Source organism: Rickettsiella endosymbiont of Xylota segnis (assembly GCF_964019545.1).
In the GTDB taxonomy this organism is placed as follows: Bacteria; Pseudomonadota; Gammaproteobacteria; order Diplorickettsiales; family Diplorickettsiaceae; genus Aquirickettsiella.
On sequence record NZ_OZ026451.1, the window covers coordinates 235918 to 249570 of the forward strand.

Here is a 13653-nt window from a genome sequence, read left to right on the forward strand (position 1 = left end):
TTTGTTACAGGCTGTTTTGAAAGCTAAGGAGCAACAATTAGCATTAAAAGCTCAACAACGCCTTCATTGGTGGTCAACACGTCGTTTGCGATCTTTGATTTTGATTGTTCCGCCTTTAACAGGGGATGCTCATTTATGGTCTTATAACCAAGAAAGCTTAGCCTGTGCGCGCTTATGTGGCTTAAGCGTCATTGAGTTGCAGAGAAAATTACGTATTTATTGGGAAAAACCTGCCTGGCAACAATGGTTGTTATATTGGTTTACACCCATTCGACAGCAGTTAACAGTTTGGACCTATTATCAGCAGTGTATGACTTTTCGCTATTGGAAAGAGTCCATACAGACCAGTGAAACGATAAATTATTCTTGTCCCTATGCAGGTGAGATAATTAATAGGTTTACTGCTCAATTAATTAAAAAAATGTTTAAACTAGAGGGGTATATCGATCGCCATGCGATGCGTTGGCGTAAGAAGCCTCGCTTGTTCAAGGAAGAAATGGCTGATTCTGAATGTCAACAATCAAGTGAACTTTCTTGGGATCTACGGAAAGCGTTGTTAGATACAGTACCTATATGCAAAATGTACAGTACTCGTAACATAGTAAAAACATCCTATGAGAAAACAATCAACGTATTATATCAATATTTTTTTGACTACTATCGCAACACCTATGTAAAAATTCTTTTTTCTCCTCCTCCACAGTGCATGCAATTAGTGTTGGCCGGCACTTCTTCTCCGGCTATTTTAGCTAACCCTTCTCCTATCCAGCCATCCCTAACTCATACCAATCCGACTATCGAACCAGGTATCAGTTCGTTTAATTTTTCTGTATGGGTAAACACTAGACAAAAACAGATTAAAACCGTTTTACAACAGCAAGAATCAACTGCTGTCACACAGGCTATGAATTTGCTGCAAGAAAGTTTTTTCTCTCTTACCGAACTCATTGAACCTTTAGTGACTCCGACTACTTTATTAATTTATCGAATGAAAGGGTTTACATCCATCCCTACACAGGAGGCTTTACAGTTTATTTCCTTATTAGAAAATCAATTAGTGAAGCTCTATCGTGCTGCTATTCCATTGTTCCATCCAGATAAATACCATACCTCTGTAGCCGGAGCAAACCAAGCACTTAAAACGCTTTGTAATCAACTGACCTGTCATTACCAAAATTTTATAGAAAAATGTCATAAAAAATTAGAAGATCGTAAAAAGGATATTTTTAAAATTGAAAGTCAAAGACAAGCCAATGAGAAACGGTTTCCAACTAAACAGCTTTCATGGGCTGAAATGTGGGAAGAAATTGAAAATATTAAAAAAGGAATAAAAGCATTTGATGAAAAAATGGAAAAAACTGATGCGAAATTAAAAAACCATGAAGCCAGGATTCAAGCATTATTTAGAAAGAGGCGAGCGGAAAAATTCAATCAGTGTCATAGACTTTTCAAATTAAGAATAAGAAGGTTATCTGTGTTAAAAGAAGAACTAGAAGAAGAAAAATCTTCAGTTATATTTAATAAATAATAGAGGACAAAACTAGTTATTGCGTGTAGGGTTTATAACCATGTGCTATTCCTTATTCTCCATAAGTAGTTTAATAATTTGAACATCTTTAATGGTAAAAGGTTTATTAAGAATATAATCAAAACCAACCGCTACGCATTCTTCTTTAACTTCTTCTATTGCGTGAGCAGTTAGCGCAAAGAGAGGAACTTTGATTTCTTTATGTTCTTTCTCCCATTGACGATAAGCCTTTGCGACTTCTGTTCCTGTTAAACCGGGTAAACCAATATCTAATAACCCCCAATGGAAGCATTGAGTTTGTAGGGCATTCAATGCCGCTTTCCCATCCGTTACAGTGGTTATTTCATATCCTAAGCTAACAAGTAAATTTTTTACTGCATGCAAAACTGTGATATCGAAGGCTTTATTTTTTCTTCAGCCAAAGGAAAGCTAAATATTGCTGTAAAACAGCTTCCTTTTCCTTCTTCGCTCGAGACTTTTACTTCTCCACTTAAAAGTTCTAGAGCTTGTTTGACTAAAAACAAACCAATACCATAACCAGCATATTCTGCTTTATAAGATGGATGAGCACGATAAAAACGATCAAATATTTTATCAAGTTTATCTTTAGCGATACCAATTCCCGTATCTGTTATACGAATTTCTATTTTTGCATGTTCGCTTGTTATAGCTAATAAATTTATTTCTAAATTTATATTTCCTTTTTTGGTAAATTTAATGGCATTAGAAAGAAGATTAAGAAGAATTGTTTTTAATTTAATTTTATCGCTGATAATAATGGGAAGATAAGGATCAAACTTCAACTGAAATATTAATTTTTTACTTTGGATAGTTGGTTGCATTAAAGTTTCTAATTCTTCAGCGAGTTTCACTAGGTCAATCTTCTCTTTCTTAATTCGTCCTAATGGATATTCAGCAGCAGTTACTTCTATCACTGAATTAAGCAGTTCTAAAAGCTGTTCTCCTGCACCGTGAACCCATTTCCCTAATTTTCTATCTTCCTCGCTAGCCCCTTCGTTAGCTTGTATGCTAGAAAGACCGAGAATTCCAGATAAGGGGGTACGTATGTCATGGCTCATATTCATGATAAATTCAGTTTTTGCTTTGTTTGCCGCTTCAGCGGCTATTTTTGCTTGAATAATAATTTTTTCTGCTTTTTTCTTTTCAGTGATATCTACATAAACACCTAAAATACCAACAATTTGCTCATTATCATCATAAAGTGGGGCTTTACTAACTGCTAAGCATTTTTCTTCATTTAACAAAATCATTGGAACTTCTTTATTTAAAATAGATTTTCCTGTACTTAGGATATATCTATCTTCCTCTTGATAAAGCCCGGCTGAACTTTTATCCCATGGCAATTCGAAATCACTTTTTCCTATGGGATCCCCACCTACTGCTTCAACAAAATTTTGATTACATAATTTATAAATTAAATCTAAATCTTTTACAAAAATATAATTCGGTAAATCTTTGATAATACGTTCAAATAATTGTGTATTTATTCTCATGTTTTTGTTATCCATTTGATAAATATTTATGACGAGTGAGTCGCTATGCTCACGAAAAATTTCGGCCGTCGTAACCCCAAAATTTGTTCGCATGACGCGACTATCATTAGGCCGCGACCGTCCTGCGTCCGACGCGCACTCATCCCTAACGGGATTCATGCCCGCGTCTCCCACAATGACTTTACGGCGCGATGCGTTTCCTGCTTTGCCCGTCAACGCGCGCCTACCGCGGGCTCCTCGACTCCGAACTTCGTTCTCTCCTTGTCTCGTCGATTGATGGGAAATTATTAAAAATTTGGGCCGGCACAGCGAAAAAACAAAAACTATGGTAATTTCTTGTAATTGTTTTATAAACTGCATTCCGTATTATTTTGCTACTAATAACTCGGGAAACTCTACTAGCTTGCTTTGCTACAGTAGCTAAATCAGTCGTCATTAAATATTTGCCGCGAGTTAGTTCGCCTATTGCAAACAATCTAGGGTTAAGTTGTTTTTGTGAATTAAACACTTGTAAAGTTTCGGGCTTAATATCAATTCCCCCTAGGGAATGTTGTCGGATCAATCCTTGATTTAACATATTAATAAATAGAGGTTGACGTTTGATATTATAACCTGGGCCGGTGGCATTAAAGAGATAGTTTGTTTTAACACTCTCGGTTTTTCCTTGTAAAATAAACTTTTCATCTTGATGCTTAATAAGTTGTAGACCTCCTAATACTTTTAATTGGCCTGATTCGAGTAAATTTTTAACTTTATAAGCATTTTCTAAGGGAAAAGCCGCTAAGTAAGTCATAAATAAAGAACTATATTCCAATATAAATTTTCTTTGATTCTCTAAATCCATTCTTTGCCAAATATCCGGAACTATAGGATAAAAAGAAAACATGACTTGTTGCCAAGGTTTGGTATCTCGTTCAGCTTGATCAATTTCTTTATTTATCCAGCTCAAAGGTTTAATATCCTGATAGGATTTTGCAATAGAATCAAAGCTACAAGGTTTATTTAAAGCTAAACCGATTTCTTTAAAGAACATTTTGAGTATGTAGGATAATTGAATTGAGTCTGGCAAAGAATCTAATTTCAAATATTGCAATTGATATGGAAGAATAGTTTTTGCTAAAACCGTAGGTAGTAAACCATTGTGCGAAATCATTGTGATGAGACCACGGTGTTTTTGATTTATAAGTTTGACCGCAACATCAATGGCAGTTAATCGAGTCCCTAGAATTCCCACTGGTTCATTGGGTTGAATTTCTAAAAAAGTATCATTATTCCATGGATTATGTGAATACCCAGGTTTTCCAATATATTCGTTATAGATATCGGATGGCATATGACCTGTACATAAAATGACGTAATCTGCTTTTAAATCTCCCTGAGTGTTTTTAACAAGTAAGCGATTAGCTTTAAATTTACTTATATTAACTACCTTTGTAGAGGTAAGATAGGATACTTTGATGTTCCATTTTGCAGCTTCTGATTGAAATTTTTTAGCAAGGTAATTTAAGTATTGTCCAAAAATATAACGTGGCGGGAATTCACTCTTGTCAGCATAATTAGGGTAATTAAAGCATAACCAAGCAGAAAATTCGCCTTTTTTATCTGGAATAGGTTCCATTATATTTTTTGGAAGATTCAAAATATAAGCTTCTTCTTTTTGAGAATAAGGTATTCCCATACCTATGTCTTTATTTTTTTCAATCACAATGATTTCTAATGCTTTATTTAAAGTGCTGAATTTTATTTCATTCAGGAGTTGCCAACATAAAGAAACTGCAGCAGGTCCTCCGCCAATTATGACAATCCGATTGATTTCTTTTTGCGATAATTCTTCACTTAAGTTTTTGATAGCAGCTGACAATTCTTTGATAGTTTTTATTGGCAATGAAACGTGTAAAGAAAGTTTTAAGCGTTTATTAATTTCTTCCATCATTTGAACAAACTGTAAAGAGGAACCACCTAAATCATAAAAATTATTCTGAAGTCCAATTTCTTCAATTTGAAGAATTTCTCGCCATATTTTTACCAATTCAGCTTCTAAAGGAGTACTCGGTCGTATAAATTCAGGAGTTAATTCTTTGAGAATTGTTTGAGAAACAATCTTTCTATCAAGTTTACCATTTATAGTGAGCGCAATTTTTTTTACCACAAAAAATTTGGTAGGCACAGTAAAATTTGATACCCCATCATTCAAATACTTCCTTAATTCATCATAGGTAATTGTTTGATCGGTTAAATCGATAAAACAATTTAGTAAAGTTTTATTAGCATAAGTTTCAGGGATAACCAGGGCTTGATTAATGCCTTGATGTTGGTTAAGTAAAGACTCAATGATCGATAATTCTATTCGTTTACCATCATATTTAATATGTAATTGATTTCGACCTAAAAATTCTAAATTTCCATCAGAAGAAAATCGCCCTTTATCTCCGGTTTTATAAATTTTCTGGGTGGGAATATAAGGGTCAGGGAAAAAACGTTCGATCGAAATTTGCGGTAGGTTTAAGTAGCTACCCACTCCGCTTCCTCCAATATATATTTCGCCTTCTTCTCCTTCAGGAACTTGTTGCATTTGTTCATCTAGTAAATAAATTTTTACATGGGGAAAAGGTTTTCCTGCAGGCACAATCGAAGTCGATGGTAATATCAATGCAGAGTCTTCTTCAAAGTAGGTACTATCAATAGTTGTTTCACTTAAACCATATGAATTAATAATTCGAGCATTAGGAGAGCAAAGTAATTTCACACGGCGGTATTCATCCATAGACCACTGATCTGAACCACAAAGAAGTAGTCGGAATGTTTCTAATTTAAGTCGTTCTTTTTCTGAAAAATTTAACAAACCTCTCAGCGTTGATGGTACAAATTCTGCACAGCTAATCTGATGCTTACTTATTAAGTTATATAACTCTTTTGGTTGTAATAAAGTTTTTTTGGAACAAAGCACCAATTGTGCACCTGAACATAACGCACGAACCCAATCGCCCACAAAAACATCGAATCCAAGTGCTGCCATTTGCAGATGAACATCATTTTTTGTTAACTGGTACACTAACTCCCATGAATAAAAGGTATCCAAAAGATTTTGATGAGTAACGACAACATATTTAGGATTTCCAGTTGTTCCTGAAGTTAATATTCCGTAAGCCATATCATGGCCAGTTTCCTCTCTCACAGGGACAAATTTTTCAGGAATACCAGACAAAATAAGGGGAAAATTACTCAAATTAATGATAATCCCCGAATAATCTTTAAAATGATCTAATAGACTAGATTGGCTTACAATATGCTTTGCTTGAATAGTTTCTAAAATTGGATAAGGAGATTTTTCTAATTGTACAGGGTTAAAAAGGAAGAAAGCAGCGCCAGTTTTTAATATTGCCAAAATAGCTATAAACGTTTCTATATTTTTTTCTACAAATAAAGGTACTAGATCTCCTGGTTTTACCCCTTGGTTGCTCATAACATGAGCAAGCTGATTAGCCATTCTATTTAATTCTTTATAAGTTATTTTTTTATCTTCATGAATTATTGCTATTTTATTTGGATATAATTCTGCTTGTTTTTCGAACAATTTATTTATTTTTATAATTTTAGACATAATTTATTAAATATTTAGTAAAGTTATTTGAGTTCAAATAAAACGCGCAGACTTTAACATAAATTAAAATAATTAAAAAAATTAATCAATTTTTAATAAAAATACAATTTTCTAGCTACTAAGCTACCTAAAAAGCCAAATAAGTTCATCAAGGTAGAGAATACCACTATGATTGTGCCCATCGGTGCTTTTGGAATCTCAATCGCTTTACGGTGTAATGAGTAAAAAATGAGTCCTGCGCTCATGCAAAACAACAAAACAGCACTCATTACCCAAAATAAATGCTGAGAGAAATACACTAAAGCCCATAAACTTAAAATAAAAAAGGGTACTGTTAGAAACATTCCGTTTTTAATAATTTTTTCTATCGATCCAATCAATAGATTTTTTAAATTTATACCCACAATAAAAGCTCCATACACGAATAACTGAATAACCCCAAATTGAATGAGATTGAGCTTTAAATAGTCTATTAAATAAAAAGGACTTAGGGTATTCCAAGCGACTAAACTGGCCAATAAAAAACAAAATAATAAGGTATAAACCCAAAATTTGAGATTAGTTAAAATGGTTTGATAATCAATTATTATTTTTTTGAGATTTAACCTTTCTAATTGAGGTCGATCCGAAGGCATATAGGTATACAGTAAACATAAACCTAAGACGGTAATAGCAGTTAAACCAATGAATAATTCTCTCCAGTTTATCCATTGTAATAACAACCCGCCTAATAGCGGCCCTAGGGCGGGCGCCAAAATAGTAATACTTCCCATCCATGATATCGTTTTGACGGCTTGCTCTCTTTCCATAAATTCATGGATAGTCGCATATCCCGCTATTAAAATGGTGCTCACAACACAGCCTTGGAAAAATCTACCGACAAGAAACCAAATGATCGAATGAGTGAGGCTACAAAGTAAGGTAACGCATAAGAAGAGGATTCCACCACTAAGCAATATCTTCTTCCGCCCATAATGATCGGACAGTGGCCCTAATATTACTTGGAAGGCTGATGCCCCTAAAAACCAGAAAGCAATACTCAATTGAGCAGTAGCATTGATTACATGAAAGCTTTTGGTTATTTCGGGTAAAGCAGGCAAAAATAGATTATTGGATAAATACAAAGGCAATTCATAAAGAATTAAACTTAGCGGAAATAAAAGTGTTATTTTTTTATTAAGACTCATAAATTCTCCTTCTCTACCATATAGCCGACGCCACGTATTGTTCGAATAAAATGGGGATTGCCTAATTTCTTTCGTATATTGTGAACATGAACTTCGAGCGCATTGCTATCGATTTCATCGTTCCAACCGTATAGACATTGATTCAGTGAATTACGAGAAACAACATGACCCACATTTTCTAATAATTTTTGTAATAAGCTAAATTCACGACGAGAAAAGCTAATATCCTGTCCTTTAAGTGTGACAGTTAATGAATTGGGGTTTAATTCAATATCTCGATAAGTCAAAAGAGGAGAAGCCCGATTGTTTGAATATCGACGTTGTAACGCTCGAATCCTGGCGGATAGTTCAGCCAAGTCAACAGGTTTAGTTAAGTAATCATCAGCGCCATTATCGAAAGCTTTTATTTTATCTTGAGCAGATTGATTATATGTTAAAATAAGTACCGGTATTGTGATTCCTGCAGCACGTATCTTATATAGAACACTTAATTTGGATACCTCCGATGAATTTAAATTGAATAGAATTACCTCGAATATTTCTGTTTTTATAAAACTTAATAAGATCTTCCCTTCAGACAGTCGATCTATTGTATAACCATATTGTTTTAACCCTTTTTGTACTTCATCATTCTCATTTGAACTTCCATCCTCTTCCACTAATAGAATGCGCATAATTTCCTCATTTTTATTATTTTTATAGGGGTAGTCATCTCCTAAGACTTTAGGGATTTGAACTTTCTGAAGTACTTAATTTTTCAGGGGGCAAGCGGGATAAGTCATCCAATTCATTATATTCCATAATACTTTCTAAGGCGTCGACTAGAATTGAAAATTGAAGATTATCTAGACAGCATAGTTTTTCTAACAATTCTTTTTTACCACCATTCGCTTTCCATTCCTGTTCAATAATTTTTATTCTATGACGGAATTTCCTTTCGTATCGTTGGAGTGCAGAACATTCACCAATTGCTATTTTTAAGACTTGGATCTTGCACGGTTTTGTTAAAGCTCCATCCGCGCCCCAACTTAAATACATCTCTTCGTTTTTTTTATGAACGAAGGCACTCCATACGATTATCGGCGTACCTACATTTCGGCTCTTATTCTTGTTACGTATGAGGGGAATAACTTCTTTTCCAGAGATCCCCTTGTTCCTTACATCCGTTAGGATTAAATCGTATTGTTTATCCTGTGCCATTTTTACAGCTTTCTCACCCTCATCCGCTAAATCAACCTCATAATTAAGTTGTTGTAAAAAATGGGTCATGACTCTTTGACAAGCTTCATCATCTTCTATAAGTAATGCATGCGCAGGATTAATTTTTTGTTTTTCCGGTTCCATGTTTTTTCCTTGTTCAACTAAAAAATAAGTTAAGAATTTAATTTAGAGACCCTATGCTCAAGCTCAATGAGCAGCTCAGAACTTTTTGTTTCTGGAAAGAAGAGATAACGATTGTTGATGCATTTATTGACAATAAAGGCAATTCCTAAAGTTGAAATCAGTGCAGCAAGATTAGTTAATATTTTTTTACAGCCACGATGTTGTTCTAACAGAGGCCTGGCTTCATTAAAAATAGCCAATACATTGGTTTTATATTCAAAATAATTAATTTTTTTCTCTTGAAAATAAAATTGATTCGAATTGCGTAATGTAAGAACTACCCAACTCGCTTCTGTTCCGACTAATTCATGCCCGCGATGAAGTAGCTCTAAAGCTTTTTTATCCAAGGCATCTAGTTGAATTTCAATATCAGCAAAGATTAAAAAATCTGGACTAATATTTGATTGGTAGTCTGGAAATTTAAACTCATTTAAACTATCTGTTTTTAAGAAAAGTAATTCAGTTTCCCTAAGCTTTTTTACCGAATTAAGATCATCTACGGATTTAAATTGATTGATTAAATTACTTAATGTACTCGTTCCTATATTGAGAGATTCTAATTCATCTCTCGGGACATAGGGAGCTATCTTATCGTCAATATAGATATAAGATTTTTGGGTAGCAATAATTTGTTTTTGGTTTTCTAATCTCTCTAAAAGGACTACTAAACAGGCTTTTATTGCTTCTGTTTTATTATTATTTTCGATTGACATATTAGTTTTTCTCTGGATGGAATTTAAAACTTTTTGTAGATATATTTTCTATCTTCTGAGAGATAAATGATTTCTTCTCCATTCAATAGAAGAAAAATGTTTTTAGGGAAATCACGTTTTTTAAGAGCGTAAGAATTTTCTATATTTGAGCTAACAAGATAAAGTTTAGTCTTTTTATTTTTACTCTCTTTGATATCAGTTAATATTTCATCCAATTTATAAAAAATACGATCAACATCTAAATAAATGACATGATATTTTGAAAAATGTAATTCCGTAATAAATGAATCCAGACTTTGCTGTGGTTTAACAAAGAATTTAAAATTATCCTCAGCAATAGTAATGAATTTTTTTATAAATTCTGTGCGGTAAGAAAACACTAATGCTTTTTCGCGATTGTCCCAAGAATAATCTACTTTAAATTGTTTTATCGTTTTATTTTTTTCCATGATGACACCATGATTAATTTTTTAAATTTCTTTTTCAGATTAAAATATTTTCGATTTCGTGAGTTTTATTGATTTTTTGGATAGAATTTTCTTTCTTTAGATAAAGCAGAAAATCAATATTATCAACAGCTAAAATTCCTGCTTGACTTGCCCTATAAACAGTATTGGGTATATTTTTGGCATTTAATTTTTGAGAAACTCGGGCACGGAATTTATGAACACTATCTTCTTTAATTCCAAGGACATTTCCCGTTTCTTTTGCCTCCCACCCCCATGCAGTTAATAAAATACAGCCTAGTTCATGATCTGAAAGATCCCCTAAAAAGGCGTCGTTATTTAAATTTTTATGTGAATGAAAAAGTATCTCTAATCTCAGTTGTAGCGGACTAGGATTTTTAATGCCCCTTTTGATTAGTGATAATCGAGCACGTGATTGATAATGATCTTTTTCTCGAGTGAGGACGTCAGACCAAATAGCTTCCCTTTCTTTACTATAAGCCATTTGAATCCCCTGAAATTTGGGGATTATAAAAAAATAAAAAACCGGTAAACATTACATATCCTATTTTTATTTTGGATACGCATATTCTGAATATATAACAATTTAGATGGAATTCCTTTAATTGGAACTCAAGATATTTGACTTCCAAAAACAGGATATTGATTTTTTTAAAAAAAAGATTATTTAGGTTTAATAATTTGCTTCGATCGAACGATCGATATAAGCTGGATGTAACCATGATTCAATTCCTCGTAGAATTGGTTGTGGCCAGGCACCGGTAGAGTGTTCAAGCACTCTATCGGTGTCCCCTTAACGGGGTTGGCGGTTAGGATTAATTATTAAGTAAGTTTTTGACACGCTCCTCGACATTGAGGGGCGTTGTCTCTTCATCTAAGACAAAGGCCTTATCAATTTCTAAAAAACCATCTTTGATCGATGTACCAATTCCTATCAAATCCTCCAAATCAGCCAAGGTGAATTCCTCAAAACTATTTTTATTGAAGTATTTAAAGATTTTTGAATGACCCACACCTAGTTTTCTAAACCGTTCAAAGACCATACTGCGACGAGTACTTAAGGTTTTTTGATCACCTACGGCATACTGCACCGCCTTATCATAAACTCTATCGATCAAAGCTTTTGGAATTACTTTGAAGATGGCATTACGCAAAGCAATAGAGCTAGCCGCATTTCCTGTTAAGGTTTGCATGTCACTGCTGTAGGTTGCACCGGTTGTAGTAACAATACTTCTTTTGACTTGACTGCTAATACGAACATTTCTTTCTAAATCCCAAGCAACACCTTCTGCGGTAATCGCTCTCCCATCATTTTCAACAATCCGACTTGCGGCATGGAGATTACCCCAGCTGGCTGCTGCGATCTCAGCGAGTCGAATAGAAGCGCCTTTAATTTCGGTGATCTTTCCATCTTTGCTTTTTCTAGTGAGACAATAAAAGCAAGATTGGGCGGTTTCTTCATCTTGTGTCGCTAATTGTGTTGCGAACTGAATAAAGTCATCTGGATTTCTTGGATAAGCCTTAGCAGTAGTAATCTGCATATCCAGTTCTGCACGGACTAATTTTCCTTGATCGCTGATTAATGGTTGATTCATTTTATTCTCCTATTTAAGAAAACACATAACGGGGAAGTGAAACTTCTTGGATGGTATAAGCGGGCCAATCATTGCTTTCTAGACAATGTTGATAACGAACTAATAGTGTTTTAAATTCTTGATAGCCCTTATCTAAGGAAGCTTCATCTAATTGATAGATAGAGATGGCATAAGGCCTAGCTTTTTCAATAACCAAAAACAGAAAGTCTTTTATTATTTTTTGTTTTAATTGTTTTATCGCTTCTCTAACCATGGCGGCTTGGATGTAATAGCCATAATCGAATGTGGCATACTGAAACGATCGTGGACTACCATTCTGAGCTGTCTTTAGATCACACACTAAATTATTACGCAAAATATCAGGACGACATTTACATAAAATACCGGTATCCGGATCAGTCCAATATAAAGATTGTTCTATCTCTGCGTATTCAATGAGTTGTGTAGCCAGCTTATTCTTCTTAAGACTTGCTGTCATAGCTTGCAATATTTCATATTGATGGGCAGATAAGGTTTCTTTCTTGCCTAATTCAGATTTGATAAGTTGCCAACGTTCTTTTCCCTCCTTAGTGGCTTTATTAAACTCAGGAATAACAAAGTATCTTTTATTAAATTCATTAGGTTCTAAGATTAAAGTGTGTAAGGCATTACCTATGGTCTGAGCTGGGGTTGCTGGCTCAGGTTTATAATCTGGATTGAGATACTTATACCAATAGTGATAGGGAGATCGCTTAAACTCCATTAAACCGCTACGACTAAGACCTGGACCGCGATGGTAATCTTCTATGGAGAGATCATAGAGACCTGGTTTAATGTTTTTGTCAGAAGCAATAATCTTCAGCATAATAGCCACCCTTAGTCTCTGCTTCTTCGGCAGCATTAAAAGCTTGTTTGTCTTCTTCTTTTTCTAAAGCGCGATCAATGCAATAAGCTACATGTGCATCTTGTGAAGGCTTCGATTCAATAAGTGTTGCAACCAATTCATCATAGAGTCTTCGTAAACTCTTAAAAGAGCCTCGAGTGACTAACACATCAGCAACTAATTGATTAAAATGATCGTATTCTGCATCTAAGATCTCCGTTTTATTTTCACGAAGAGCGGTAACAGCTAAAGCCCATTTCATTTCTTCATTCAGATCACTATAAAGAGAGGCTTTTTGATGAACAACGGCTTGTTCAATCAAGGAATTAAAATCATCCCAAAGCGGTTTATTTTTATTATTCATATAAAGCTTAGGATCACTGGAATAAGTCGTGTTGCCAAGTGCTTTATATGGTATTAGTTTTCTTCTAAAATTACGCATATGCTACCTCCTGTTTTTCTAATTTTTCTAAAGCTTTTGAATAGAGTTCAAAACCATTAAAAGCTTCAAACTCTTTAGCTGCTAGCCTCAGGTACTTAATTCCTTGAACTTGGCAAATGTATAGATCTTCAAGATCTTTAACAGGTATATGTCCCTTATCAAGCAGTGTATGCGAGGACTTAGCATATTCTTGGATAAGGGATAGAAGATCTTTTAATGCTTCTATTAAATCATTGAGTTGGTGGGAAATTTCATAAGCTTGCGATAGATAATCACAAGCGGGTTGTTTTAGATGGACGAATTGATCTAGTATCACGTTAGCCATGATTTACTCCTAGTAAGTAGATTGTGGTTAGCTGGT

At 34.3% G+C, this 13653-nt stretch carries 14 protein-coding genes; 1 reads left to right on the forward strand and 13 read right to left on the reverse strand.

Annotation, left to right across the window (positions count from 1 at the left end):
- The first annotated feature begins 1 nt into the window (after position 1).
- Entirely contained in the window at positions 2–1528 is a 1527-nt protein-coding gene (locus AACL18_RS01085) for a hypothetical protein (RefSeq protein WP_339050804.1), read from the forward strand.
- A gap of 45 nt (positions 1529–1573) precedes the next feature.
- On the opposite strand, the gene AACL18_RS01090 is transcribed toward AACL18_RS01085, so the two are convergent.
- The 13 genes from AACL18_RS01090 to AACL18_RS01150 form a co-directional block, all read right to left on the reverse strand.
- Entirely contained in the window at positions 1574–1912 is a 339-nt protein-coding gene (locus tag AACL18_RS01090; protein WP_339050805.1) for a response regulator, read from the reverse strand.
- Positions 1900–3201, reverse strand: a complete 1302-nt coding sequence (locus tag AACL18_RS01095) for a PAS domain-containing sensor histidine kinase (protein ID WP_339050807.1) — start codon at positions 3199–3201, stop codon at positions 1900–1902. The genes AACL18_RS01090 and AACL18_RS01095 overlap by 13 nt, the downstream gene beginning before the upstream one ends.
- Positions 3202–3265: 64 nt before the next feature.
- Positions 3266–6643 carry an AMP-binding protein gene (locus tag AACL18_RS01100; RefSeq protein WP_339050808.1) on the reverse strand — a complete coding sequence of 1126 codons (3378 nt, stop codon included), beginning with the start codon at positions 6641–6643 and terminating at the stop codon, positions 3266–3268.
- Positions 6644–6735: 92 nt separating this feature from the next.
- Positions 6736–7830, reverse strand: a complete 1095-nt coding sequence (locus AACL18_RS01105) for an MFS transporter (protein ID WP_339050809.1) — start codon at positions 7828–7830, stop codon at positions 6736–6738.
- The gene (locus AACL18_RS01110) at positions 7827–8504 is read right to left on the reverse strand and encodes a response regulator transcription factor (protein WP_339050810.1); all 678 of its coding nucleotides are present in this window, start codon (positions 8502–8504) and stop codon (positions 7827–7829) included. The genes AACL18_RS01105 and AACL18_RS01110 overlap by 4 nt, the downstream gene beginning before the upstream one ends.
- A 49-nt stretch (positions 8505–8553) precedes the next feature.
- A complete protein-coding gene (locus AACL18_RS01115; protein WP_339050811.1) occupies positions 8554–9174 on the reverse strand; it encodes a response regulator in 621 nt (206 codons plus the stop codon).
- Positions 9175–9203: 29 nt separating this feature from the next.
- Positions 9204–9926: a hypothetical protein gene (locus AACL18_RS01120; RefSeq protein WP_339050813.1), complete on the reverse strand. Its 723-nt coding sequence runs from the start codon at positions 9924–9926 to the stop codon at positions 9204–9206.
- Positions 9927–9949: 23 nt separating this feature from the next.
- Positions 9950–10375, reverse strand: coding sequence for a hypothetical protein (locus tag AACL18_RS01125; protein WP_339050814.1), 426 nt, complete (start codon positions 10373–10375; stop codon positions 9950–9952).
- 34 nt (positions 10376–10409) lie between these two features.
- Complete coding sequence (locus AACL18_RS01130; protein ID WP_339050815.1) at positions 10410–10877, reverse strand: helix-turn-helix transcriptional regulator; 468 nt, start codon at positions 10875–10877, stop codon at positions 10410–10412.
- Positions 10878–11208: 331 nt separating this feature from the next.
- The gene (locus AACL18_RS01135; protein ID WP_339050816.1) at positions 11209–11988 is read right to left on the reverse strand and encodes a hypothetical protein; all 780 of its coding nucleotides are present in this window, start codon (positions 11986–11988) and stop codon (positions 11209–11211) included.
- 13 nt (positions 11989–12001) lie between these two features.
- Positions 12002–12832 (reverse strand): PD-(D/E)XK nuclease-like domain-containing protein, encoded by an 831-nt coding sequence (locus AACL18_RS01140; protein WP_339050817.1) that lies wholly within the window; start codon positions 12830–12832, stop codon positions 12002–12004.
- Complete coding sequence (locus tag AACL18_RS01145; RefSeq protein ID WP_339050819.1) at positions 12810–13292, reverse strand: hypothetical protein; 483 nt, start codon at positions 13290–13292, stop codon at positions 12810–12812. Before AACL18_RS01145 ends, AACL18_RS01140 begins: the two co-directional genes overlap by 23 nt.
- On the reverse strand, positions 13285–13617 hold the full coding sequence (locus AACL18_RS01150; RefSeq protein WP_339050822.1) for a hypothetical protein: 333 nt from the start codon (positions 13615–13617) through the stop codon (positions 13285–13287). The genes AACL18_RS01145 and AACL18_RS01150 overlap by 8 nt, the downstream gene beginning before the upstream one ends.
- Between the last annotated feature and the right edge of the window lie 36 nt (positions 13618–13653).